Origin of the sequence: Pseudomonas sp. RIT357 (genome assembly GCF_000632245.1) — a bacterium.
In the GTDB taxonomy this organism is placed as follows: domain Bacteria; phylum Pseudomonadota; class Gammaproteobacteria; order Pseudomonadales; family Pseudomonadaceae; genus Aquipseudomonas; species Aquipseudomonas sivasensis.
This window is the reverse complement of record NZ_JFYX01000002.1, coordinates 18,299-42,468: the sequence shown is the minus strand read 5'-3', so window position 1 is coordinate 42,468 and position 24,170 is coordinate 18,299. Positions and strand designations below refer to the sequence as shown.

Annotated in this window: 36 protein-coding genes; 1 reads left to right on the top strand and 35 read right to left on the bottom strand. The window is 55.1% G+C overall.

Features of this window, described 5'->3' with window-relative positions; translation table 11 throughout:
• Positions 1-10: 10 nt before the first annotated feature.
• The 4 genes from tam to BW43_RS24095 form a co-directional block, all read right to left on the bottom strand.
• Positions 11-772 carry a trans-aconitate 2-methyltransferase gene (gene tam / locus BW43_RS24080; protein WP_032884541.1) on the bottom strand — a complete coding sequence of 254 codons (762 nt, stop codon included), beginning with the start codon at positions 770-772 and terminating at the stop codon, positions 11-13.
• Positions 773-861: 89 nt separating this feature from the next.
• Complete coding sequence (locus BW43_RS24085; RefSeq protein ID WP_155989934.1) at positions 862-1,668, bottom strand: hypothetical protein; 807 nt, start codon at positions 1,666-1,668, stop codon at positions 862-864.
• A gap of 122 nt (positions 1,669-1,790) precedes the next feature.
• On the bottom strand, positions 1,791-2,306 hold the full coding sequence (locus tag BW43_RS24090) for a single-stranded DNA-binding protein (RefSeq protein WP_003232445.1): 516 nt from the start codon (positions 2,304-2,306) through the stop codon (positions 1,791-1,793).
• 9 nt (positions 2,307-2,315) lie between these two features.
• Positions 2,316-3,710, bottom strand: coding sequence for an MFS transporter (locus BW43_RS24095; RefSeq protein ID WP_032884539.1), 1,395 nt, complete (start codon positions 3,708-3,710; stop codon positions 2,316-2,318).
• Between the two features lie 178 nt (positions 3,711-3,888).
• Between BW43_RS24095 and uvrA the strand changes: the two genes are divergently transcribed.
• Complete coding sequence (uvrA, locus tag BW43_RS24100) at positions 3,889-6,723, top strand: excinuclease ABC subunit UvrA (RefSeq protein ID WP_032884538.1); 2,835 nt, start codon at positions 3,889-3,891, stop codon at positions 6,721-6,723.
• A 63-nt stretch (positions 6,724-6,786) separates the two neighbouring features.
• On the opposite strand, the gene bfr is transcribed toward uvrA, so the two are convergent.
• From bfr to tuf, 31 genes are all read right to left on the bottom strand, one after another.
• Entirely contained in the window at positions 6,787-7,251 is a 465-nt protein-coding gene (gene bfr / locus BW43_RS24105) for a bacterioferritin (protein ID WP_032884537.1), read from the bottom strand.
• Positions 7,252-7,406: 155 nt separating this feature from the next.
• Positions 7,407-8,855: a catalase gene (locus BW43_RS24110; RefSeq protein ID WP_032884536.1), complete on the bottom strand. Its 1,449-nt coding sequence runs from the start codon at positions 8,853-8,855 to the stop codon at positions 7,407-7,409.
• 237 nt (positions 8,856-9,092) lie between these two features.
• On the bottom strand, positions 9,093-9,479 hold the full coding sequence (rplQ, locus tag BW43_RS24115; RefSeq protein ID WP_003176402.1) for a 50S ribosomal protein L17: 387 nt from the start codon (positions 9,477-9,479) through the stop codon (positions 9,093-9,095).
• Between the two features lie 41 nt (positions 9,480-9,520).
• A complete protein-coding gene (gene rpoA / locus BW43_RS24120) occupies positions 9,521-10,522 on the bottom strand; it encodes a DNA-directed RNA polymerase subunit alpha (RefSeq protein WP_003176403.1) in 1,002 nt (333 codons plus the stop codon).
• A gap of 22 nt (positions 10,523-10,544) precedes the next feature.
• Entirely contained in the window at positions 10,545-11,165 is a 621-nt protein-coding gene (gene rpsD, locus BW43_RS24125) for a 30S ribosomal protein S4 (RefSeq protein WP_003176404.1), read from the bottom strand.
• An 18-nt stretch (positions 11,166-11,183) separates the two neighbouring features.
• On the bottom strand, positions 11,184-11,573 hold the full coding sequence (gene rpsK, locus BW43_RS24130) for a 30S ribosomal protein S11 (protein WP_002555466.1): 390 nt from the start codon (positions 11,571-11,573) through the stop codon (positions 11,184-11,186).
• Between the two features lie 30 nt (positions 11,574-11,603).
• Entirely contained in the window at positions 11,604-11,960 is a 357-nt protein-coding gene (gene rpsM / locus BW43_RS24135) for a 30S ribosomal protein S13 (RefSeq protein WP_003210063.1), read from the bottom strand.
• A 129-nt stretch (positions 11,961-12,089) separates the two neighbouring features.
• A complete protein-coding gene (gene rpmJ / locus BW43_RS28090; protein WP_002555468.1) occupies positions 12,090-12,206 on the bottom strand; it encodes a 50S ribosomal protein L36 in 117 nt (38 codons plus the stop codon).
• A 27-nt stretch (positions 12,207-12,233) separates the two neighbouring features.
• Complete coding sequence (secY, locus tag BW43_RS24140; RefSeq protein WP_017736663.1) at positions 12,234-13,562, bottom strand: preprotein translocase subunit SecY; 1,329 nt, start codon at positions 13,560-13,562, stop codon at positions 12,234-12,236.
• Positions 13,563-14,000 carry a 50S ribosomal protein L15 gene (gene rplO, locus BW43_RS24145; RefSeq protein ID WP_003176407.1) on the bottom strand — a complete coding sequence of 146 codons (438 nt, stop codon included), beginning with the start codon at positions 13,998-14,000 and terminating at the stop codon, positions 13,563-13,565.
• A gap of 3 nt (positions 14,001-14,003) precedes the next feature.
• Entirely contained in the window at positions 14,004-14,180 is a 177-nt protein-coding gene (gene rpmD, locus BW43_RS24150) for a 50S ribosomal protein L30 (protein ID WP_003176408.1), read from the bottom strand.
• A gap of 2 nt (positions 14,181-14,182) precedes the next feature.
• Positions 14,183-14,683, bottom strand: coding sequence for a 30S ribosomal protein S5 (gene rpsE / locus BW43_RS24155; RefSeq protein WP_003176409.1), 501 nt, complete (start codon positions 14,681-14,683; stop codon positions 14,183-14,185).
• A gap of 3 nt (positions 14,684-14,686) precedes the next feature.
• The gene (gene rplR, locus BW43_RS24160; RefSeq protein WP_003176410.1) at positions 14,687-15,037 is read right to left on the bottom strand and encodes a 50S ribosomal protein L18; all 351 of its coding nucleotides are present in this window, start codon (positions 15,035-15,037) and stop codon (positions 14,687-14,689) included.
• 10 nt (positions 15,038-15,047) lie between these two features.
• Complete coding sequence (gene rplF, locus BW43_RS24165; protein WP_003176412.1) at positions 15,048-15,581, bottom strand: 50S ribosomal protein L6; 534 nt, start codon at positions 15,579-15,581, stop codon at positions 15,048-15,050.
• Between the two features lie 12 nt (positions 15,582-15,593).
• On the bottom strand, positions 15,594-15,986 hold the full coding sequence (gene rpsH, locus BW43_RS24170) for a 30S ribosomal protein S8 (RefSeq protein ID WP_010566853.1): 393 nt from the start codon (positions 15,984-15,986) through the stop codon (positions 15,594-15,596).
• Positions 15,987-16,194: 208 nt separating this feature from the next.
• Positions 16,195-16,500: a 30S ribosomal protein S14 gene (gene rpsN, locus BW43_RS24175; protein WP_003176414.1), complete on the bottom strand. Its 306-nt coding sequence runs from the start codon at positions 16,498-16,500 to the stop codon at positions 16,195-16,197.
• A 13-nt stretch (positions 16,501-16,513) separates the two neighbouring features.
• Positions 16,514-17,053, bottom strand: a complete 540-nt coding sequence (gene rplE / locus BW43_RS24180) for a 50S ribosomal protein L5 (RefSeq protein ID WP_003176415.1) — start codon at positions 17,051-17,053, stop codon at positions 16,514-16,516.
• 20 nt (positions 17,054-17,073) lie between these two features.
• Positions 17,074-17,388 carry a 50S ribosomal protein L24 gene (gene rplX / locus BW43_RS24185; RefSeq protein WP_003176416.1) on the bottom strand — a complete coding sequence of 105 codons (315 nt, stop codon included), beginning with the start codon at positions 17,386-17,388 and terminating at the stop codon, positions 17,074-17,076.
• Positions 17,389-17,399: 11 nt separating this feature from the next.
• Complete coding sequence (gene rplN, locus BW43_RS24190) at positions 17,400-17,768, bottom strand: 50S ribosomal protein L14 (RefSeq protein WP_002555479.1); 369 nt, start codon at positions 17,766-17,768, stop codon at positions 17,400-17,402.
• A 23-nt stretch (positions 17,769-17,791) separates the two neighbouring features.
• Positions 17,792-18,058, bottom strand: a complete 267-nt coding sequence (gene rpsQ / locus BW43_RS24195; protein ID WP_003176419.1) for a 30S ribosomal protein S17 — start codon at positions 18,056-18,058, stop codon at positions 17,792-17,794.
• A gap of 2 nt (positions 18,059-18,060) precedes the next feature.
• A complete protein-coding gene (rpmC, locus tag BW43_RS24200) occupies positions 18,061-18,252 on the bottom strand; it encodes a 50S ribosomal protein L29 (RefSeq protein ID WP_002555481.1) in 192 nt (63 codons plus the stop codon).
• The gene (gene rplP / locus BW43_RS24205) at positions 18,252-18,665 is read right to left on the bottom strand and encodes a 50S ribosomal protein L16 (RefSeq protein ID WP_003232424.1); all 414 of its coding nucleotides are present in this window, start codon (positions 18,663-18,665) and stop codon (positions 18,252-18,254) included. Before rplP ends, rpmC begins: the two co-directional genes overlap by 1 nt.
• A gap of 12 nt (positions 18,666-18,677) precedes the next feature.
• Positions 18,678-19,364, bottom strand: coding sequence for a 30S ribosomal protein S3 (rpsC, locus tag BW43_RS24210; protein ID WP_003176422.1), 687 nt, complete (start codon positions 19,362-19,364; stop codon positions 18,678-18,680).
• Between the two features lie 13 nt (positions 19,365-19,377).
• Positions 19,378-19,710: a 50S ribosomal protein L22 gene (rplV, locus tag BW43_RS24215; RefSeq protein ID WP_003103908.1), complete on the bottom strand. Its 333-nt coding sequence runs from the start codon at positions 19,708-19,710 to the stop codon at positions 19,378-19,380.
• Positions 19,711-19,721: 11 nt separating this feature from the next.
• Positions 19,722-19,997 carry a 30S ribosomal protein S19 gene (gene rpsS, locus BW43_RS24220; RefSeq protein WP_003232420.1) on the bottom strand — a complete coding sequence of 92 codons (276 nt, stop codon included), beginning with the start codon at positions 19,995-19,997 and terminating at the stop codon, positions 19,722-19,724.
• 16 nt (positions 19,998-20,013) lie between these two features.
• On the bottom strand, positions 20,014-20,838 hold the full coding sequence (gene rplB / locus BW43_RS24225) for a 50S ribosomal protein L2 (RefSeq protein ID WP_032884535.1): 825 nt from the start codon (positions 20,836-20,838) through the stop codon (positions 20,014-20,016).
• A 14-nt stretch (positions 20,839-20,852) separates the two neighbouring features.
• A complete protein-coding gene (rplW, locus tag BW43_RS24230; protein WP_002555488.1) occupies positions 20,853-21,152 on the bottom strand; it encodes a 50S ribosomal protein L23 in 300 nt (99 codons plus the stop codon).
• Entirely contained in the window at positions 21,149-21,751 is a 603-nt protein-coding gene (gene rplD, locus BW43_RS24235) for a 50S ribosomal protein L4 (RefSeq protein ID WP_017135963.1), read from the bottom strand. The genes rplW and rplD overlap by 4 nt, the downstream gene beginning before the upstream one ends.
• A gap of 12 nt (positions 21,752-21,763) precedes the next feature.
• Positions 21,764-22,399: a 50S ribosomal protein L3 gene (rplC, locus tag BW43_RS24240; RefSeq protein ID WP_003194649.1), complete on the bottom strand. Its 636-nt coding sequence runs from the start codon at positions 22,397-22,399 to the stop codon at positions 21,764-21,766.
• A gap of 81 nt (positions 22,400-22,480) precedes the next feature.
• On the bottom strand, positions 22,481-22,792 hold the full coding sequence (gene rpsJ / locus BW43_RS24245) for a 30S ribosomal protein S10 (protein ID WP_003186070.1): 312 nt from the start codon (positions 22,790-22,792) through the stop codon (positions 22,481-22,483).
• Between the two features lie 158 nt (positions 22,793-22,950).
• Positions 22,951-24,144: an elongation factor Tu gene (tuf, locus tag BW43_RS24250; protein WP_003176426.1), complete on the bottom strand. Its 1,194-nt coding sequence runs from the start codon at positions 24,142-24,144 to the stop codon at positions 22,951-22,953.
• Positions 24,145-24,170 lie beyond the last annotated feature (26 nt).

Here is a 24,170-nt window from a genome sequence, read left to right as displayed (position 1 = left end):
CCTGGGTGTTTTAGCGGGTCGCGATAATAAAGAGGCGCGGGAACGGCAGTAACACAGTGCCATCCGCCAGGGCTGGATACGCCTGGGCAATCCGCGCCTGATATTCCTGTAGAAAGGCGGCTTTTTCACCATCGGTCAAAGGCGCAAGGAATGGACGCAATCCCGTGCCCTTGAACCACTCCACCACAGCCCCGTGATCCGCCAACGGGTGCAGGTAGGTCGTGCGCCATACGTCAACGGCAGCGCAGTGCTTGCTCAGCAACTCGTAGTAGTAGCTCGCCGCGTACCGCTCATTGTGTTTGACCGTATCAAGCTTTGCAGACCACGGGCCATCGGCCGCGACTTCACGCGCAAGCCGGTGTGCAGGCTCATCGAGGTTGTCCGGGGTTTGCACTGCCAGCGTGCCGCCGAGCGTCAGTTGGTTGACCAGATGAGGGTAAAGCGTGCTGTGGTTGGGCACCCATTGCAGCGAAGCGTTGGCCAGGATCACGTCGAATTTTTGCGCGGGACTCCAGGCGCCGATATCGGCCAGTTCAAAGCTCAATTCCGGCAGGCGTTTGCGGGCGTCGATCAACATATCGTCGGAGCTGTCCATGCCGATGACATGTGCTTGAGGGAAGCGCTCGGCCAGCACTTCAGTGGAGTTGCCAGGGCCGCAACCCAGGTCAACGGCGGTTTTCACGTCACTATTTGGAATGGCTGCAACCAAGTCACGGACCGGACGGGTGCGTTGTTGCTCGAACATCGTGTACTGCTTGGCAGACCAGGTCATCGCGGCTTTCCTTGTTCTTTGGAAGGGGCTACAGCCTAAATCGTGTGACCCATGAGGACAAATGCCAGGGCCGGAGATCTTCTATGCCGTCATTTCATCCGCTTCAGAAAACTCATGTACGGATCGCCATTGAGGATGAAGTCTTCGCGCATCCGGCCGTCAAGCATGGGTTCAAGACTGGTAGGGGTGAGTAATTTGTGCTTTGGCAGACGAAACGCCTGTTCATGGTCCGAGTAGGTATACCGTTGGAAATGCAGTGCATTGCCTATCCAGTGGACGTCGTTGTAGAGGTAATGCCAGTTTTTGTCACTGGGCGTACTCAGGTAAAAAACCCCGTTCACATCTCGGGTAATTTCATACATCACAAAATTACTGGAGCTCCATTTGCCGACGTAGCGGTCCATACCCGGATGGTCGGGAATGGCAGGGGCAGCGACGAAATCACTGTCAGTGTAGGGCGTACTCCGGGCCTGCTCGGCCTTGAGCTGAGGGTAGCGTTCGCACACAGAATCGATGCTGTCGACTTTTTCAAGGTCGTACCTGATTTCCATGCCATCCGTTCGGGAAGTGAACTGCATGGCCTCGGGAGAAAAGGTCAGCACCTTCAGCTCAATGGTTTTGGTCGGTAATATCATGTTGATTACCTCCCCATTGTCAGCCACGGAATAAGCGACCACGTTCGTCGGTTCCCGAGTTGATTTCACGCAGTCGAAAGCGTGCATCAACAATTGGCCATCGGACCTGAACTCAGCCACGGTCGTTTGACCTTCGTTCAATGACTGCATGGCCCAGAGGCCGACAATCAGGTTTTTAGAAGCTTTTGGCTCAGCGTGTAACGCGGTGCAGCCGGCCGCCAAAACGACGGCCAATACGTAGCGCAGCAGTGTGTTCGACACGATGTTCATCCATGACTGTGTGGGTCGGCGGTTCTCAATGCGAACCTACAAACAAAAAAGCCCCAAGAGCAGGGCTCATGGGGCTTTTCGGGAAAGCTTTACGGATTGCTCCGAGCGATATCCTAGAAAGGAATATCGTCATCAAAGCTATCGAAATCCGGAGCCGGTTGCGGAGCGGCCTGTTGTGGCGCTGGACGCGACTCACGCTGTGGCTGCTGGCTTGGCTGTGGACGCGACTGCTGTGGACGCGGTGCCGAGTTGGACATGCCGCCCTGGCCCTGTTGATCGCCTTGTGGACGACCGCCCAGCAGTTGCATGGTGCCTTGCATGTCGACCACGATTTCAGTGGTGTAACGCTTGATGCCGTCTTTTTCCCACTCGCGGGTCTGCAGTTTGCCTTCGATGTAGACCTGCGAACCTTTGCGCAGGTATTCGCCGGCGATCTCTGCAACCTTGCCAAACATCGACACACGGTGCCACTCGGTTTTCTCGACCTTCTGGCCGGTTTGCTTGTCGGTCCACTGTTCGCTGGTCGCCAGACTCAGGTTGGTCACGGCGTTACCGTTAGGCAAGTAGCGAACTTCGGGATCCTGGCCGCATGTACCGACCAATATGACTTTGTTAACCCCACGGGCCATAACGTTCTCCTAAGCTGGGCGCGCTGTCGGCACTGGATTGACCAGTTGCTCAAGCGTCGCGCGATCCAATAATTCGGTGTCCAATTTGATGTAAATGGCCGCCTCTTCAGCGACCACGACTGCATCTGTTACCCCTACGACTGCCTTCAGGCGCTCTACCAGACCGCTTTCACGGATCGCCTCAGGCGATAGCGGCAAACGCAGACTTGTGACGTAGGGAGGTTCGCGCATGGTAACAGCAAAGACCAGCCAAAGTGCAGCAAGCCCGGCGCATCCGAGGAACACAACCGACAAACCGCCATGCTGGAACATCCAGCCGCCCATGATGCCGCCCAACGCCGAGCCAAGGAACTGGCTGGTGGAATACACCCCCATGGCCGTGCCTTTGCCACCCGCCGGTGAAACTTTACTGATCAGCGAAGGCAATGAAGCCTCCAGCAGGTTGAACGCGGTAAAAAACACCACCGTCCCGATCACAAGCGCCCGAAGGCTGTCGCCGAACTGCCAGAAGAATAGTTCAGTGAGCATCAATGTCGCGACGGCACCCAGGAGAACTCGTTTCATTTTGCGTTTCTTCTCGCCGTAGATGATGAGCGGAATCATGGCGAAGAACGAAATCAGCAGAGCAGTGAGGTAGACCCACCAGTGCTGCTCCTTGGGCAGCCCGGCTTTTTCCACCAGGGCCAGGGGCAAGGCGACGAAGCTGCACATCAGCATTGCGTGTAATACGAAGATACCTAAATCCAGGCGCAGCAGGTCTGGGTGCTTGAGCGTCGGCAACAACGCCTTGCGTGCGACACCCGACTCCCGGTGCTGCAACGTGCCGGTGGAGCGCGGCACCATAAAGGCCACGATCACGATCCCGAACAACGCCATGCCGCCGGTGGCCAGGAATAAGCCGTGCAGGCCGAAAGCACGAGTCAGCAAGGGACCGACCACCATGGCCACCGCAAACGACAGGCCAATGGTCATGCCGATCATGGCCATGGCCTTGGTGCGGTGTTGTTCGCGGGTCAGGTCAGAGAGGAGCGCCATCACCGCAGCGGAAATCGCCCCAGCACCCTGCAGGATACGCCCGGCGATCACACCCCAGATGGAATCGGACTGCGCCGCGAGCACACTGCCGAGGGCGAAGACGATCAGCCCGAGGTAAATCACCGGACGACGGCCAATGCGGTCGGAAATGATCCCAAAAGGGATCTGAAAAATCGCCTGGGTCAGGCCGTAGGCGCCAATCGCCAGGCCGATCAGTGCGGGGGTCGCGCCTGCCAGATCCATTCCATAGGTCGCCAGTACCGGCAACACCATGAACATGCCAAGCATACGGAACGCGAACACCAGGGCCAGACCGCTTGCTGCTCGGGTCTCGCCGCTACTCATGCGTTCGCTGTGGGGATCGTGCATGGAAAAACCTCGTGTGAACCGGCGGCGATTCTACCAGTCCCATCGATTGAGAGGGTATATGCGGCGCTTTGCCGCGCAGCTTTCATGTAAGGCTGCACCCGGCACTTTGACAGTGTATATTCATCCAGTCTTTAGCCGTATACTCCGGCATTATTTACGCCCGCCGTGCGAGGCCATCTTGGACAAGATCCTGATTCGTGGGGCTAGAACCCACAACCTGAAGAACATCGACCTGACCCTGCCCCGGGACAAACTGATTGTCATCACCGGCTTGTCCGGCTCGGGCAAGTCGTCCCTGGCGTTCGACACGCTGTATGCCGAAGGTCAGCGCCGCTATGTGGAATCGCTGTCGGCCTATGCCCGGCAGTTCCTGTCGATGATGGAAAAGCCTGACGTCGACACCATCGAAGGTCTGTCGCCGGCGATTTCCATCGAACAGAAGTCGACATCCCACAACCCACGCTCCACCGTGGGCACCATCACCGAAATCTACGACTACCTGCGCCTTCTGTACGCGCGGGTAGGTATTCCGCGCTGCCCGGACCACGACATTCCGCTGGAAGCCCAGACCGTCAGCCAGATGGTCGACTTGGTACTGGCCCAGCCGGAAGGCGCCAAGCTGATGCTGCTGGCCCCGGTGATTCGCGAGCGTAAGGGCGAGCACCTTTCTGTTTTCGAAGAGCTGCGTGCCCAGGGTTTTGTACGCGCACGCATCAACGGCAAGCTGTATGAGCTGGATGAAGCGCCAAAGCTCGACAAGCAGAAGAAGCATTCGATCGATGTAGTGGTCGACCGTTTCAAAGTGCGCGCCGACCTGCAGCAGCGTCTTGCCGAGTCATTCGAAACCGCGCTGAAACTGGCGGACGGTATTGCCCTGGTGGCGCCGATGGATGACGAGCCGGGTGAAGAGATCATCTTCTCCGCACGCTTTGCCTGCCCGATCTGTGGCCACGCCATCAGCGAGCTGGAACCCAAGCTTTTTTCCTTCAACAACCCGGCCGGCGCTTGCCCGACCTGCGATGGTCTTGGGGTAAAGCAATTCTTCGACATCAAACGCCTGGTCAACGGCGAGCTGACGTTGGCGGAGGGGGCAATACGCGGCTGGGACAGGCGTAATGTCTACTACTTCCAGATGCTGGGTTCACTGGCGTCTCACTATAAATTCAGCCTTGAAGTGCCATTCAACCAACTGCCGGCAGATCAGCAGAAGGTCATCCTTAATGGCAGTGGCTCGCAGAACGTCGACTTTAAATACCTGAACGACCGTGGCGACATCGTCAAGCGCTCCCACCCGTTCGAAGGCATCGTGCCGAACTTGGAGCGGCGCTACCGCGAGACCGAATCGGCGAGCGTGCGCGAAGAGTTGGCGAAATTCCTCAGCACTCAACCTTGCCCGGATTGCCGTGGCACTCGCCTGCGTCGTGAGGCGCGGCATGTATGGGTGGGTGAGAAGACGCTGCCGGCAGTGACCAATCTGCCGATTGGCGATGCCTGTGAATACTTCGGTGTCCTCAAGCTGACAGGACGCCGTGGGGAGATTGCCGACAAAATCCTCAAGGAAATCCGTGAGCGGTTGCAGTTCCTGGTTAACGTGGGCCTGGATTATCTTTCGCTGGATCGCAGTGCCGATACTCTGTCGGGCGGTGAAGCGCAGCGTATTCGCCTGGCCAGCCAGATTGGTGCCGGGCTGGTAGGCGTTTTGTACATCCTTGATGAGCCGTCCATTGGTTTGCACCAACGGGATAACGACCGACTGCTGGGTACGCTGAAACACCTGCGGGATATCGGCAACACGGTAATCGTAGTCGAGCACGACGAAGACGCGATTCGCCTGGCGGATTATGTGGTCGATATTGGCCCAGGTGCCGGCGTACATGGTGGGCATATTGTTGCCGAGGGTACGCCGGCCGAAGTCATGGCTCACCCGGACTCGTTGACCGGCAAGTACTTGTCTGGCCGCGTGAAGATTGAAGTACCGGCTAAACGCACGCCGCGCAACAAGAAGATGGCGCTACACCTCAAAGGCGCACGCGGGAACAACCTGCGTAATGTCGACCTTGAAATTCCGCTGGGCTTGCTGACCTGCGTGACCGGTGTTTCTGGATCGGGCAAGTCGACACTGATCAACAACACCCTGTTCCCACTGAGCGCAACCGCCCTGAACGGTGCAACCACCCTGGAAGCGGCGGCACATGACAGCATCAAAGGCCTGGAGCATTTAGACAAGGTCGTCGACATCGACCAAAGCCCGATTGGCCGCACGCCGCGTTCTAACCCAGCGACCTACACTGGGCTGTTTACACCGATTCGCGAGCTGTTCGCCGGTGTTCCGGAGTCACGCTCGCGTGGCTACGGTCCTGGCCGGTTCTCGTTCAACGTCAAGGGCGGGCGCTGTGAGGCGTGCCAAGGCGATGGTCTGATTAAGGTGGAGATGCACTTCCTGCCGGATATTTATGTGCCGTGCGACGTATGTAAGAGCAAGCGCTATAACCGCGAAACCCTGGAGATCAAGTACAAGGGCAAGAACATCCACGAAACCCTGGAGATGACCATCGAGGAAGCTCGCGTGTTCTTCGACGCGGTTCCAGCATTGGCGCGCAAGCTGCAAACACTGATGGATGTAGGCCTGTCGTATATCAAGCTGGGACAGTCGGCGACCACGCTGTCCGGGGGTGAGGCGCAGCGGGTGAAGCTCTCTCGCGAGCTGTCCAAGCGCGATACGGGCAAGACTCTGTATATCCTCGATGAGCCGACCACGGGCCTTCACTTCGCAGATATCCAGCAACTGCTGGACGTGCTTCACCGATTGCGCGACCACGGCAACACTGTGGTCGTGATTGAGCACAACCTTGATGTGATCAAGACTGCTGACTGGTTGGTGGATCTGGGGCCGGAAGGCGGTTCCAAGGGTGGCCAGATCATCGCGGTAGGTACACCGGAGCAAGTCTCCGAAATGCCGCAGTCCCACACCGGTTACTACTTGAAGCCGCTGTTGGAGCGTGATCGGGCCTGATGTATGCCCCATAAAAAAGCCCCTGTCACTTTGCGGTGACAGGGGCTTTTTAGTAGCCGGAAATCAGAACTGCGATTGCAGATAATTCTCCAGCCCTACCAACTTGATCAGGCCCAACTGCTTTTCCAGCCAGTAGGTGTGATCTTCTTCGGTGTCGTTTAACTGCACACGCAGGATTTCCCGCGTGACGAAGTCACTGTGCTGCTCGCAGAGCTCGATGCCCTTGCAGAGCGCAGCACGCACCTTGTACTCAAGGCGAAGATCGGCTGCGAGCATGTCAGGTACGCTGGTGCCCACGTCCAGATCATCGGGACGCATGCGCGGCGTGCCTTCGAGCATCAGGATACGACGCATCAGCGCGTCAGCGTGCTGTGCCTCTTCTTCCATCTCGTGGTTGATACGCTCATAGAGTTCGGTAAAACCCCAGTCTTCGTACATACGCGAGTGGATGAAATATTGGTCACGAGCTGCCAGTTCGCCCGTCAGCAACGTGTTGAGGTAATCGATTACGTCGGGGTGACCTTGCATCGCCCTACATCTCCCTGCTTGAAAGTCTGTAGTTTGAACCATGATGACTCGGAGGTCACGGGACTAACGGCATAAAAGTGAAGATTTCCGGAGAAAAGTAGCGAAAATAACGCAAAAACCGCCCAAATGAGGGCGGTTCTGCTTATCGTTTAGAGTCAGTTAAGCGATACACCCAATGCCTTTGCGATTGCTTCTCCATATGCAGGGTCCGCTTTGTAAAAGTGCGCCAATTGACGCTGAACCACATCATTGGAAACCCCAGCCATTGCACCCGCGATGTTATTGGTGAGCAGGGCTTTCTGATCATCGTTCATCAGGCGGAACAGCGCCCCGGCGTGGCTGTAGTAGTCAGTGTCTTCCCGATGATCGTAACGATCAGCGGCACCGCTCAGGGCCAAGGCTGGCTCGGCGTACTGCGGAGCTTGCTTAGGTGCATCGGCGTAGCTGTTTGGCTCGTAGTTAGGGGCGGCACCACCGTTGCTGCCGAAAGCCATCGACCCGTCACGCTGGTAGCTATTTACCGGGTTGCGCGGCGCATTTACCGGCAACTGCTGGTGATTGGTGCCAACACGGTAGCGGTGGGCATCAGCGTAGGCAAAAACCCGACCTTGCAGCATGCGGTCTGGGGACAGGCCAACACCTGGGACCATATTGCTCGGGCCGAATGCTGCCTGCTCAACTTCAGCAAAGTAGTTTTGCGGGTTGCGATTGAGCTCAAGCTCACCAACTTCGATCAACGGAAATTCCTTCTGCGACCAGGTTTTGGTCACGTCGAAAGGATTCTCGTAGTGAGCGTTAGCCTGGGCTTCAGTCATGATCTGGATGCAGACGCGCCATTTCGGGAAATCACCGCGCTCGATCGCACCGAACAGATCACGCTGGGCGTAATCGGGGTCGGTACCGGCCAAGCGTGCAGCATCGGCTGGAGCCAGATTCTTGATCCCCTGCTTGGTTTTGTAGTGCCATTTCACCCAGTGACGCTCACCATTAGCATTGATCAGGCTGTAAGTGTGGCTGCCAAAGCCGTGCATGTGACGGTAGCCGTCTGGAATGCCACGGTCCGAAAACAAGATGGTCACTTGGTGCAGCGCCTCAGGGGAGTGCGACCAAAAGTCCCACATCATCTGTGCGCTTTTGAGATTGCTTTGCGGCAGACGCTTCTGAGTGTGAATGAAGTCAGGGAATTTCAGCGGGTCGCGAATGAAGAACACCGGAGTGTTGTTCCCCACGATGTCCCAGTTGCCTTCCTCAGTGTAGAACTTCAAGGCAAAACCACGTGGGTCGCGCTCGGTATCAGCAGAACCACGCTCACCGCCCACAGTTGAGAAGCGCAGGAAGGTCGGGGTCTGCTTACCCACAAATTCAAACAGCTTGGCGCTTGTGTACTGAGTGATGTCTTGGGTGACTGTAAACGTTCCGTAGGCACCCGACCCTTTGGCGTGTACGCGGCGCTCAGGAATGTTTTCACGGTTGAAGTGAGCGAGCTTCTCGATCAGATGGAAATCGTCGAGCAACAGCGGGCCACGCGGGCCAGCAGAACGGGAATTCTGGTTATCTGCAACGGGAGCACCGCTGGCGGTAGTAAGGATTTTATTCTGGCTCATGCTCAATTTTCCTCAGGTCGGACTTAGAACTGCCGGCTAATCGGCTTGGGAGGATTATTGATCAGCAACATGACACGTACAAATTCATTAAATTTCACGCATCAATAGAAAATTACTACCAATAACCTCAACCGCATAGTGCCAAGCCCCTACCCCGAAAACTTGTACAAATCGCGCTTTTGTTACGCGCACAAAAAACCGGGCACTAGGCCCGGTTCTTTGTTACAGCTTGTCGTCTTACTCGGCGCTTACAGCTTCGCCGGCAGTAGCACGATCAACCAACTCAACGTACGCCATAGGGGCGTTGTCACCAGCGCGGAAACCGCACTTGAGGATGCGCAGGTAGCCACCCTCACGGGTAGCGTAACGCTTGCCCAGGTCGTTGAAGAGCTTACCAACGATAGCTTTCGAACGAGTACGGTCGAAAGCTAGACGGCGGTTAGCCAGGCTGTCTGTCTTAGCCAAAGTAATCAGCGGCTCAGCAACGCGACGCAGTTCTTTAGCTTTCGGCAGTGTAGTTTTGATCAGCTCGTGCTCGAACAGCGACACCGCCATGTTTTGAAACATGGCCTTGCGGTGCGAGCTGGTACGGCTCAGGTGACGACCACTTTTACGATGACGCATGGTTCATTCCTTACCAAACTCACGTTCGGTGATTACGACGATCAGGCAGTCGCCTTGTCGTCCTTCTTAAGACTTGCAGGCGGCCAGTTGTCGAGGCGCATGCCGAGGGACAGACCGCGGGAGGCCAGAACGTCCTTGATTTCAGTCAAGGATTTCTTGCCCAGGTTCGGAGTCTTCAACAGTTCTACTTCGGTACGCTGAATCAGGTCGCCGATGTAGTAAATGTTTTCCGCCTTAAGGCAGTTAGCCGAACGTACAGTCAGTTCCAGATCGTCAACCGGGCGAAGCAGGATCGGATCGATCTCGTCTTCCTGCTCGATTACCACTGGTTCGCTGTCACCTTTGAGGTCGACGAACGCAGCCAACTGCTGTTGCAGAATGGTTGCAGCGCGGCGGATAGCCTCTTCAGGATCCAGAGTACCGTTGGTTTCCAGATCAATAACCAGCTTGTCCAGGTTAGTACGCTGTTCGACACGGGCGTTTTCCACCACGTATGCGATACGGCGAACCGGGCTGAACGAAGAGTCGAGCTGCAAGCGACCAATGCTGCGGCTTTCGTCTTCATCGCTCTGACGCGAGTCGGCCGGTTCATAACCACGACCACGAGCTACAGTGAGCTTCATGTTCAGGGCGCCGTTAGACGCCAGGTTAGCGATTACGTGATCGGGATTAACGATCTCGACATCATGATCCAGCTGAATATCGGCAGCGGTAACCACCCCCGAACCCTTCTTCGACAAGGTCAGCGTAACTTCGTCACGGCCGTGCAGCTTGATAGCCAGACCTTTAAGGTTCAACAGGATTTCAATTACGTCTTCCTGTACACCTTCGATGGCGCTGTACTCGTGGAGCACACCGTCAATCTCGGCCTCGACTACTGCACAGCCGGGCATTGAGGACAACAGGATGCGGCGCAGCGCGTTGCCCAGGGTGTGGCCAAAACCACGCTCGAGAGGCTCGAGTGTGATCTTGGCGCGGGTTGGACTGACAACCTGCACATCAATGTGGCGGGGTGTCAGGAACTCATTTACCGAAATCTGCATGGATGCACCTATTTTCTAGCCCTTACTTGGAGTAGAGCTCGACAATCAGGCTTTCGTTGATGTCGGCGGACAGATCACTGCGAGCAGGAACGTTCTTGAAAACGCCCGACTTCTTCTCAGTGTCTACTTCTACCCATTCTACGCGGCCACGTTGGGCACACAGATCGAGAGCTTGGACAATGCGAAGTTGGTTTTTTGCTTTCTCGCGAACTGCGACCACGTCACCAGCACGAACCTGATAAGACGGAACGTTTACGGTCTGACCGTTAACGCTGATCGACTTGTGCGATACCAGCTGACGGGATTCGGCACGAGTCGAACCAAAGCCCATACGGTATACAACGTTGTCCAGACGGCATTCGAGCAATTGCAGCAGGTTTTCACCAGTTGCACCTTTCTTGCCAGCAGCTTCTTTGTAGTAGCCGCTGAACTGACGCTCGAGAACGCCGTAGATACGACGAACCTTCTGCTTTTCACGCAGTTGGGTGCCGTAATCGGACTGGCGACCGCGGCGTTGGCCGTGGATACCAGGTGCTGCTTCAATGTTGCACTTCGATTCGATCGCGCGCACGCCGCTCTTCAGGAAGAGATCGGTGCCTTCGCGACGAGCGAGTTTGCATTTTGGACCAATGTAACGAGCCATTCTTTACAATCTCCTGGATTACACGCGGCGCTTCTTCGGCGGACGGCACCCGTTGTGCGGGATTGGCGTCACGTCGGTGATGCTGGCGATCTTATAGCCACAGCCGTTCAAAGCACGGACAGCAGACTCACGACCTGGACCTGGACCTTTGACGTTAACGTCGAGGTTTTTCAGGCCATATTCCAGCGCAGCTTGACCAGCACGTTCAGCAGCTACTTGAGCAGCAAACGGGGTGGACTTGCGGGAACCGCGGAAACCCGAACCACCGGAGGTAGCCCAAGAAAGCGCGTTACCTTGACGGTCGGTGATGGTCACGATTGTGTTGTTAAAAGATGCATGGATGTGGGCGATGCCATCAACCACTGTCTTTTTAACTTTTTTACGAGGACGAGCAGCAGGTTTTGCCATGATTAATTTCCTGTCGATTCGCGTGGGCGATTACTTGCGGATCGGCTTACGCGGACCTTTACGGGTACGCGCGTTAGTCTTGGTACGCTGACCGCGTACTGGAAGACCACGACGATGACGCAGACCACGGTAGCAACCGAGGTCCATCAAACGCTTGATTTTCATGTTGATTTCGCGACGCAGGTCACCTTCAGTGGTGAACTTCGCCACTTCGCCACGCAACAGCTCAATCTGCTCGTCGCTCAGATCCTTGATCTTAGCGGCTGGGTTTACCCCAGTGTCTGCGCAAATTTTCTGCGCAGTAGTGCGACCAACACCATAGATGTAGGTCAGCGAGATAACAGTGTGCTTGTTATCTGGAATGTTAACGCCTGCAATACGGGCCATTCAGTGGGACTCCAATTGACAGCTACCTACGCCCCGGAAGCCAAGAAATAGGGCGCGAGATAATATCGCTGTAATAACAAATAATCAACCCGGCAGCGCACTAGCTGCCGGGCTTCAAGCGGATCACACTCAGCCTTGGCGCTGTTTGTGACGCGGTTCCGCGCTGCAAATTACTCGAACAACACCTTCGCGGCGAATAATCTTGCAGTTACGGCACAGCTTTTTCACCGATGCACGAACTTTCATCACCAACTCCTCGAACCTTATAGGTACTCAGCGCAACATGCCGCTGCCGTAACCCTTCAGGTTGGCTTTCTTCATCAGGGATTCGTACTGGTGCGAAACGAGGTGCGATTGTACTTGGGACATGAAGTCCATCACAACCACGACCACGATCAGCAACGAGGTCCCGCCAAGGTAGAACGGAACGTTTGCTGCAACCACAAGGAACTGGGGCAACAGGCAGACGGCCGTCATATATAGAGCACCGAACAGGGTCAAACGAGTCAGAACGCCATCAATGTAGCGCGCAGACTGCTCACCTGGACGGATACCCGGAATAAAGGCACCGGACTTCTTCAGGTTTTCCGCTACGTCTTTCGGATTGAACATCAACGCCGTATAGAAGAAGCAGAAGAAAATAATCCCTGCACTAAACAGCAGAATATTCAACGGCTGACCAGGAGCGATCGACTGAGAGAGGTCCTGCAGCCAGCCCATATTTTCAGACTGGCCAAACCAGGTACCCAACGAAGCCGGAAACAGCAAAATGCTGCTCGCGAAAATTGCCGGAATAACACCGGCCATATTCACTTTCAGCGGCAAGTGGCTAGTCTGCGCAGCAAAGACCTTACGGCCCTGCTGACGCTTGGCGTAGTGAACAGCAATACGACGCTGGCCACGCTCAATGAACACCACAAAACCGATAATCGCTACTGCCAGCAAACCGATAGCAACTAGGGCGAAGATATTGATATCACCCTGACGTGCAGACTCGAAAGACTGCCCAATCGCTCTCGGAAGACCGGCGACGATACCTGCGAAAATCAACATCGAGATACCGTTACCAACACCGCGCTCAGTAATCTGCTCACCCAGCCACATCATGAACATCGCACCAGCCACAAATGTGGATACCGCGACGAAATGGAAGCCAAAGTCACCAGTGAACGCAACGCCCTGCCCAGCCAGGCCAACGGACATGCCGATAGCCTGAACCAGAGCGAGAGCAACAGTGCCGTAGCGGGTGTACTGGCTAATCTTGCGACGGCCAGCTTCACCTTCCTTCTTCAACTGCTCCAGCTGCGGGCTGACGGCGGTCATCAACTGCATGATGATCGATGCCGAGATATACGGCATGATCCCCAGTGCAAAGATGCTCATCCGCTCCAGCGCGCCGCCGGAAAACATATTGAACAAGCTAAGAATGGTCCCCTCATTCTGTCGAAACAGGTCTGCGAGTCGGTCCGGGTTGATACCTGGAACCGGGATGTGTGCGCCTATTCGGTAGACGATAATCGCCAGGAACAGAAAACGCAGACGAGCCCAAAGTTCAGACATACCGCCTTTGCCGAGCGCTGAGAGAGCACCTTGCTTAGCCATTTATTCCTCGAACTTGCCGCCAGCTGCTTCGATAGCCGAACGCGCACCTTTGGTGGCGCCGATTCCCTTGCCGATAGTGACAGCGCGAGTCACTTCACCGGACAGCATGATTTTCACACGCTGTACGTTGACGTTGATCACGTTGGCATCTTTCAGGGTCTGCACAGTAACGATGTCGCCTTCCACTTTAGCCAGCTCGGACAGACGCACTTCTGCGCGATCCATAGCTTTCAGGGATACGAAACCGAACTTAGGCAGGCGACGATGCAGCGGCTGTTGACCGCCTTCAAAGCCTGGAGCAATGGTGCCACCGGAGCGGGAGGTTTGACCTTTGTGACCACGGCCACCAGTCTTACCCAAACCGCTACCGATACCACGGCCCGGACGATGCTTTTCGCGACGGGAGCCCGGCGCTGGACTCAGATCATTGAGTTTCATCGATTAACCCTCTACACGCAGCATGTAGTAAGCCTTATTGATCATCCCGCGATTCTCGGGAGTATCCTGGACTTCTACAGTGTGACCGATGCGACGCAGACCCAAACCTTTAACACACAGTTTGTGGTTAGGAATGCGGCCGGTCATGCTTTTGATCAGCGTTACTTTAACGGTAGCCATGATCAGAAGATCTCCTTGACAGTCAGACCACGCTTAGCAGCGATGGACTCAGGAGATTGCATGGCTTTCAAACCTTTGAAAGTGGCGTGAACCACGTTTACAGGGTTAGTCGAGCCGTAGCACTTGGCCAGAACGTTCTGAACACCAGCAACTTCGAGGACAGCACGCATAGCGCCGCCAGCGATGATACCGGTACCTTCAGAGGCAGGCTGCATGTACACCTTCGAAGCGCCATGGGCGGACTTCATTGCGTACTGCAGAGTGGTACCGTTCAAATCAACTTGGATCATGTTGCGACGAGCAGCTTCCATTGCCTTCTGGATCGCAGCAGGCACTTCACGTGACTTGCCACGGCCGAAGCCAACGCGCCCTTTACCATCACCTACCACGGTCAACGCAGTGAAAGTGAAGATACGGCCGCCTTTAACGGTTTTAGCTACGCGGTTAACTTGAACCAGCTTCTCAATGTAGCCTTCGTCGCGCTTTTGGTCGTTATTTGACATAACTTAGAACTCCAGCCCAGCTTCACGAGCAGCATCAGCCAGCGCTTTCACGCGGCCGTGGTACTTGAAGCCAGAGCGGTCGAAAGCCACTTGCGAGACGCCCGCGGCCTTAGCACGCGTAGCGACCAGCTGGCCAACCTTAGTGGCCGCGTCGATGTTGCCAGTGGCACCATCACGCAGTTCTTTATCCAAAGTCGAGGCGCTTGCCAGGACTTGGTTGCCGTCGGCCGAGATGACCTGGGCGTAGATGTGCTGCGACGAGCGGTACACGCAGAGACGCACGACTTCGAGTTCGTGCATTTTCAGGCGTGCTTTGCGAGCGCGACGCAGTCGAGTAACTTTTTTGTCGGTCATTTGCTATGCCCTACTTCTTCTTGGCTTCTTTACGACGGACGACTTCGTCCGCGTAGCGCACACCTTTGCCTTTGTAAGGCTCTGGTGGACGGAAGTCGCGGATCTCAGCGGCCACCTGACCTACCAGCTGCTTATCAATACCCTTGATCAGGATATCGGTTTGGCTAGGGGTCTCAGCGGTGATGCCTTCCGGCAGTTCGTAATCCACTGGGTGCGAGAAGCCAAGGGCAAGGTTCAAAACCGTGCCTTTTGCTTGCGCTTTGTAACCAACACCGACCAGCTGGAGCTTGCGCTCGAAGCCTTGGCTTACGCCTTGGACCATGTTGTTTACCAACGCACGCGTGGTACCGGCCATTGCGCGAGTTTGTTGATCGCCATTGCGAGCAGCGAAACGCAGCTCACCAGCTTCTTCAACGATCTCAACGGACGAATGGATGTTCAGTTCAAGAGTGCCCTTGGCACCCTTCACCGAAAGCTGTTGGCCTGCGAATTTGACTTCGACACCGGCTGGCAGCTTAACGGGGTTCTTAGCGACGCGAGACATGCTTATCCCCCCTTAGAACACAGTGCAAAGAACTTCGCCGCCGACACCGGCAGCGCGCGCAGCACGATCCGTCATCACACCTTTGTTGGTGGAGACGATAGACACGCCAAGACCGCCACGAACTTTCGGCAGATCTTCAGCGGACTTGTACTGACGCAGGCCTGGACGGCTAACGCGCTTCACTTCCTCGATGACCGAACGGCCTTCGAAGTACTTCAGCTCGATGGACAGCAGTGGCTTGGTTTCGCTGCTGATCTGATAACCCGCAATGTAGCCTTCGTCTTTCAGGACTTTGGCAACAGCTACCTTCAACTTGGAAGATGGCATGCTTACGACGGACTTTTCAGCCATCTGGGCATTACGGATACGAGTTAGCATGTCCGCTAACGGGTCCTGCATACTCATGGGCTAGACGCTCCTAATACAAAAAAATTAGCCTTGCGGCTACATATGTCGCCGAGAATCTCCGAGCGTAAAAAACACGGGCTCAGGCGAGCCGCGTATTTTAGACACACTCCGGAAATGAAACAAGCCCCAAAAGGGGCTTGTTCCAAATTCAAGGTCACCGGCGGTCAGTATCTTGCGATGCAGCCCCCCTAGACGCTGAAAGTACTTACCAGCTAGCTTTAACCAGACCTGGTACGTCACCACGCATTGCCGCTTCACGCAGTTTGTTACGGCCGAGGCCGAACTTGCGGTAAACGCCGTGTGGACGACCGGTCAGGCGGCAGCGGTTACGCATGCGCGAAGCGCTTGCGTCACGTGGCTGCTTCTGCAAAGCAACTGTAGCTTCCCAACGCGCTTCTGGACTTGCGTTCAGATCAACGATGATTGCTTTCAGTGCTGCACGCTTCTTGGCGTACTTGGCAACCGTGAGCTGACGCTTCAGCTCGCGGTTTTTCATGCTCATCTTGGCCATGGTCCTACTCCAATCAGTTGCGGAACGGGAATTTGAAAGCACGCAACAGAGCGCGACCTTCATCATCGTTCTTGGCAGTGGTGGTCAGGGTGATGTCCAGACCGCGGAGAGCATCGATCTTGTCGTAGTCGATTTCCGGGAAGATGATCTGCTCTTTCACGCCCATGCTGTAGTTACCACGACCATCGAAGGACTTGGCATTCAGGCCGCGGAAGTCGCGAACCCGAGGCAGGGAGATCGACAGCAGACGATCCAGGAATTCGTACATACGCTCACGGCGCAGAGTCACTTTGACGCCGATCGGCCAACCTTCACGGACTTTAAAGCCAGCGATGGATTTCCGAGCGTAAGTCACAACGACTTTTTGACCGGTGATCTTTTCCAGGTCAGCAACAGCGTGCTCGATGACTTTTTTGTCACCGACCGCTTCGCCCAAACCCATGTTCAGGGTGATTTTGGTAACGCGTGGAACTTCCATCACGTTCGAGAGCTTAAGTTCTTCCTTAAGCTTCGGTGCGATTTCTTTCCAGTAAATCTCTTTTAGTCGTGCCATGGTCTTCTACCTAGCAGTGTTCAAGCATCAACCGCTTTTTGGGTCGACTTGAAGACACGAATTTTCTTGCCATCTTCTACTTTAAAACCAACGCGGTCAGCCTTGTTGGTTTCGCCGTTGAAAATGGCGACGTTAGAAGCGTCCAGAGGAGCTTCTTTTTCGACGATACCGCCCTGCACGCCCGACATAGGGTTAGGCTTGGTATGGCGCTTAACCAGATTCAGACCACCAATAACCAGACGGTTATTAGCGAGAACCTTAAGAACCTTACCGCGCTTACCTTTGTCTTTGCCGGCGATCACGATGATCTCGTCGTCACGACGAATCTTTTGCATGTCGGATCTCCTTACAGCACTTCTGGGGCGAGCGAGACGATCTTCATGAACTTCTCAGTACGAAGTTCACGCGTCACTGGCCCAAAGATACGGGTGCCGATCGGCTCTTGCTTGTTGTTCAGAAGAACAGCAGCGTTGCCATCAAAGCGGATAATAGAGCCGTCTGCACGGCGTACACCGTGACGAGTGCGGACTACAACAGCAGTCATCACTTGGCCTTTTTTCACCTTACCGCGAGGAATTGCTTCCTTCACGGTAACTTTGATGATGTCACCGATACCAGCGTAACGACGATGGGAGCCACCCAGCACCTTGATGCACATAACACGGCGAGCGCCGCTGTTATCGGCCACATCGAGCATGGATTGAGTCTGAATCATATAATTTCTCCGACCCCTAGTCCTTAGACTTCCACAGCGCGTTCGAGAACATCAACCAGCGCCCAAGACTTGGTCTTGGCCAGCGGACGAGTTTCACGAATAGTGACCTTGTCGCCGATGTGGCACTGATTGGTTTCGTCGTGCGCGTGCAGCTTAGTCGAACGCTTAACATATTTACCGTAGATCGGGTGCTTAACGCGACGCTCGATCAAAACGGTGATGGTTTTGTCCATCTTGTCGCTGACAACACGGCCAGTCAGCGTACGGACAGTCTTTTCGGCTTCAGCCATGATCACTTACCTGCCTGCTGGTTGAGCACAGTCTTCACGCGAGCAATGTCACGCTTAACTTGCGAGAGCAGATGAGACTGCCCCAACTGGCCAGTTGCTTTCTGCATACGCAGATTGAACTGGTCGCGCAGCAGGCCGAGCAGTTGCTCGTTCAGCTGCTGTGCGGATTTTTCACGAAGTTCATTCGCTTTCATCACATCACCGTCCGTTTAACAAAGGCGGTGGCGAGCGGCAGCTTTGCAGCAGCCAGGGCAAAAGCCTCACGCGCCAGCTCTTCAGTTACACCCTCGATTTCATACAGGACTTTGCCTGGCTGAATCTGGGCTACCCAGTATTCCACGTTACCCTTACCTTTACCCATCCGAACTTCGAGGGGCTTTTTGGAGATCGGCTTGTCCGGGAATACACGGATCCAGATCTTGCCGCCACGTTTAACGTGACGGGTCAGTGCACGACGCGCTGACTCGATCTGACGAGCGGTGAGACGACCACGAGCTACAGACTTCAGCGCGAACTCGCCGAAGCTGACTTTGCTACCGCGCTGAGCCAGACCACGGTTGTGGCCTGTCATCTGCTTGCGGAACTTCGTACGCTTTGGTTGCAACATTTGGCGTACCCCTTACTTAGCAGCTTTTTTACGAGGCGCTGGTGCTTGTGGTTTCAGTTCTTCTTGGCGACCACCAATTACTTCGCCTTTGAAGATCCAAACCTTTACACCGATCACACCATAAGTGGTGTGAGCTTCGTAGTTGGCATAGTCGATGTCGGCACGCAGGGTGTGCAGTGGCACACGACCTTCGCGATACCATTCAGTACGTGCGATTTCAGCACCGCCGAGACGACCGCTCACTTGGATTTTGATGCCTTTGGCACCAATGCGCATGGCGTTCTGTACGGCGCGCTTCATAGCGCGACGGAACATTACGCGACGCTCCAGCTGCTGAGCTACGCTCTGCGCAACCAGCATACCGTCGAGCTCCGGCTTACGGATCTCTTCGATATTGATGTGCACAGGCACACCCATTTGCTTGGTCAGGTCCTGACGCAGTTTCTCAACATCTTCACCTTTCTTCCCGATAACGATACCTGGACGAGCGGTGTGGATGGTGATACGTGCAGTTTGTGCCGGACGATGGATATCGATACGGCTTACGGACGCGCTTTTTAGTTTGTCTTGGAGATACTCACGCACCTTCAGATCAGCGAACAAATAGTCCGCATAAGTCCGACCGTCTGCGTACCAGACGGAGGTGTGCTCCTTGACGATTCCCAGGCGAATGCCAATGGGATGTACTTTCTGACCCATCTCTTCGACTCCGTTACTTGTCAGCAACCTTGACAGTGATATGGCAAGACCGCTTGACGATGCGATCAGCACGGCCTTTGGCACGTGGCATGATGCGCTTCAGCGAACGCCCTTCGTTGACGAAAACGGTGCTGACCTTCAGGTCATCAACGTCTGCGCCTTCGTTATGCTCGGCGTTGGCTACGGCCGACTCCAGCACTTTCTTCATGATCTCGGCGGCTTTCTTACTGCTGAAAGCCAACAGGTTGAGCGCTTCGCCCACCTTCTTCCCGCGGATCTGGTCGGCGACCAAGCGGGCTTTCTGGGCGGAGATTCGAGCGCCCGACAACTTAGCGGCTACTTCCATTTCCTAACCCCTTAACGCTTGGCTTTCTTGTCTGCCACGTGCCCACGATAAGTGCGGGTACCGGCAAACTCGCCTAGTTTGTGGCCGACCATGTCTTCGTTCACGAGAACTGGGACGTGCAAGCGACCGTTGTGTACAGCGATGGTCAGACCGACCATTTGTGGCAGGATCATCGAACGACGCGACCAGGTTTTCACCGGCTTGCGATCGTTCTTTTCCGCCGCCACTTCGATCTTCTTCAGTAGGTGAAGATCAATAAAAGGACCTTTTTTCAGAGAACGTGGCACTGTCGTATCCCTCTATTTACTTGCGACGACGGACGATCATTTTGTCGGTACGCTTATTACCACGAGTCTTCGCGCCCTTAGTCGGGAAGCCCCATGGCGATACCGGATGACGACCACCAGAGGTACGACCTTCACCACCACCGTGTGGGTGGTCAACCGGGTTCATGGCAACACCACGAACGGTTGGGCGAACGCCACGCCAGCGCTTGGCACCAGCTTTACCCAGCGAACGCAGGCTGTGCTCGGAGTTCGAGACTTCACCTAGGGTCGCGCGGCATTCAGCCAGAACTTTACGCATCTCACCAGAACGCAGACGCAGGGTCACGTAGACACCTTCACGAGCGATCAGCTGAGCCGAAGCACCAGCGGAACGAGCAATTTGCGCGCCTTTACCTGGCTTCAATTCGATGCCGTGTACGGTGCTACCAACTGGAATGTTACGCAGCTGCAGAGCGTTGCCCGGCTTGATCGGCGCCAAGGCACCTGCGATCAGCTGGTCGCCAGCACTCACACCTTTAGGTGCGATGATGTAGCGACGCTCGCCATCTGCGTACAGCAGCAGAGCGATGTGAGCAGTACGGTTTGGATCGTATTCGATACGCTCAACAGTGGCAGTGATGCCATCTTTGTCGTTGCGACGGAAGTCGACCAAACGATAATGCTGCTTATGGCCACCACCGATGTGACGAGTGGTAATACGACCATTGTTGTTACGACCACCAGTCTTCGATTTTTTCTCGAGCAGCGGTGCGTGAGGAGCGCCTTTATGCAGCTCCTGGTTGACCACCTTGACCACAAAACGGCGGCCAGGGGAAGTCGGTTTGCATTTAACGATTGCCATGATGCACCCCTTCCTTACTCAGCACTGCTGCTGAAATCGAGATCTTGGCCTGGCTGAAGGGAGATAACTGCCTTCTTCCAGTCATTACGCTTGCCCAGACCGCGAGCAGTGCGCTTGCTCTTACCCAGAACATTCAGGGTAGTAACACGCTCTACTTTCACGCTGAACAGGCTTTCGACGGCCTTCTTGATTTCCAGCTTGGTTGCGTCAGTTGCAACCTTGAAAACGAACTGGCCTTTCTTGTCAGCCAGAACCGTAGCCTTTTCGGAAACGTGCGGGCCAAGCAGAACTTTAAATACGCGTTCCTGGTTCATCCCAGCAGCTCCTCGAATTTCTTCACGGCCGACACGGTGATCAACACCTTGTCGTATGCGATCAGACTAACTGGATCGGAACCTTGCACGTCACGTACATCAACGTGTGGCAGGTTGCGAGCAGCCAGGTACAGGTTCTGATCAACAGCTTCAGACACGATCAAAACATCGGTCAGGCTCATGTTGTTCAGTTTGCCCAGCAGATCTTTGGTTTTTGGACTTTCAACAGCGAAGTCCTGAACCACGACCAGACGATCAGTACGCACGAGTTCAGCAAGGATGGAGCGCAGAGCTGCGCGGTACATCTTCTTGTTGAGCTTCTGAGTGTGATCCTGTGGACGAGCTGCGAAAGTGGTACCGCCGCCACGCCAGATTGGGCTACGGATAGTACCGGCACGAGCACGGCCAGTGCCTTTCTGACGCCATGGGCGCTTACCGCCACCACGAACGTCGGAACGGGTCTTTTGCTGCTTGCTACCTTGACGGCCGCCGGCCATATAGGCCACGACTGCTTGGTGAACGAGCGTCTCGTTGAATTCGCCGCCAAATGTCAGTTCGGAAACTTCGATCGCTTGAGCGTCATTTACATTTAATTGCATGTCAGCTTCCCCTTAACCGCGAGCCTTGGCCGCTGGACGTACAACCAGGTTGCCGCCAGTAGCGCCAGGAACAGCACCCTTGACCAACAACAGATTGCGTTCAGCGTCGACGCGCACTACTTCGAGGGACTGCACGGTCACGCGCTCAGCGCCCATATGACCGGACATTTTTTTGCCCTTGAATACACGACCAGGAGTCTGGCACTGGCCAATAGAGCCCGGGACGCGGTGGGAGACGGAGTTACCGTGAGTGTTATCTTGACCACGGAAATTCCAACGCTTGATCGTACCCTGGAAGCCTTTACCTTTGGACTGACCGGTTACATCAACCAGTTGACCAGCGGCAAAGATTTCAGCGTTGATCAGATCGCCAGCCTGGTAGTCGCCATCTTCAAGACGGAACTCCATAACAGTGCGACCAGCTGCAACGTTTGCTTTAGCGAAGTGACCTGCTTGAGCAGCAGTCACGCGCGAAGCACGACGCTCGCCGACAGTGACTTGCACTGCACGATAGCCATCGGTCTCTTCAGTTTTGAACTGGGTGACGCGATTCGGTTCGATCTCAATGACCGTAACCGGAATGGAGACACCTTCTTCGGTGAAAATACGGGTCATACCGCATTTACGACCGACTACACCAATAGTCATGTTGTAAACCTCATGAGTGTACGGGGCTTTCACCCGCTATGGCCGCCCATTTCAGAGCGTTACACGACTAAGACCCAAGTCTTAGCCGAGGCTGATCTGAACTTCCACACCGGCCGCCAGATCAAGCTTCATAAGTGCATCAACGGTTTTATCCGTTGGCTGGACGATGTCCAGTACGCGCTTATGAGTACGGATCTCGTACTGGTCACGCGCGTCTTTGTTGACGTGCGGGGAGACCAGAACGGTGAACCGCTCTTTACGGGTAGGCAGTGGAATTGGACCACGCACTTGAGCACCAGTACGTTTCGCGGTTTCCACGATTTCCTGGGTGGATTGGTCGATCAGGCGATGGTCAAAAGCCTTCAACCTGATACGGATTTGCTGATTTTGCATTGGATTTCAGACTCCGGCTGCTATTCCCACCGAGCGCAATACGCCCGTTAAAAGGAGGCGCAATTCTATAGACGGCCCAGATGGGTGTCAACCCAATAAAAAGGCCCCCGCTAAGCGGGGGCCTCCTCAAAACATCAGAGCTATCTCAGAAGAGATAATTACTCGATGATTTTAGCTACAACGCCAGCACCAACGGTACGGCCGCCTTCACGGATTGCGAAGCGCAGACCGTCTTCCATAGCGATGGTTTTGATCAGGGTGACAACCATTTTGATGTTGTCGCCTGGCATTACCATTTCTACGCCTTCCGGCAGTTCGCAGTTACCAGTAACGTCGGTAGTACGGAAGTAGAACTGTGGACGGTAGCCTTTGAAGAACGGAGTGTGACGACCGCCTTCTTCTTTGCTCAGCACGTACACTTCAGCTTCGAACTTGGTGTGCGGCTTAACCGAACCCGGCTTAACCAGAACCTGGCCACGCTCAACGTCGTCACGCTTGGTACCACGCAGCAGAACGCCGCAGTTCTCGCCCGCACGACCTTCGTCGAGCAGCTTACGGAACATTTCAACACCGGTGCAGGTGGTGACGGTAGTGTCACGCAGACCAACGATTTCCAGTGGATCTTGAACCTTAACGATACCGCGCTCGATACGACCAGTCACAACAGTACCACGACCGGAGATCGAGAATACGTCTTCGATTGGCATCAGGAACGGCTTGTCGATAACACGAACTGGATCTGGGATGTAGCTGTCCAGAGTCTCAACCAGTTTACGAACGGACGTGGTGCCCATTTCGTTGTCGTCTTTGCCTTCCAGAGCCATACGAGCAGAACCGATGATGATCGGAGTGTCGTCACCTGGGAAGTCGTAAGTGCTCAGCAGATCGCGCACTTCCATCTCAACCAGTTCCAGCAGCTCAGCGTCGTCTACCAGGTCAGCCTTGTTCAGGTAAACCACGATGTACGGAACGCCAACCTGGCGGGACAGCAGGATGTGCTCACGGGTTTGTGGCATCGGACCATCAGCGGCCGAGCAAACCAGGATCGCGCCGTCCATCTGGGCAGCACCGGTGATCATGTTCTTCACATAGTCGGCGTGACCTGGGCAGTCAACGTGAGCGTAGTGACGGATCAGCGAGTTGTATTCAACGTGCGCAGTGTTGATGGTGATACCACGAGCTTTTTCTTCTGGCGCGCTGTCGATTTTATCGAAATCAACGATTGCGGAACCGAACACTTCGGAGCAAACGCGAGTCAGAGCAGCAGTCAGAGTGGTTTTACCATGGTCAACGTGACCGATGGTGCCAACGTTGACGTGCGGTAGGGAACGATCAAATTTTTCTTTAGCCACGACAATTAACTCCTTGCCTAAAGGAC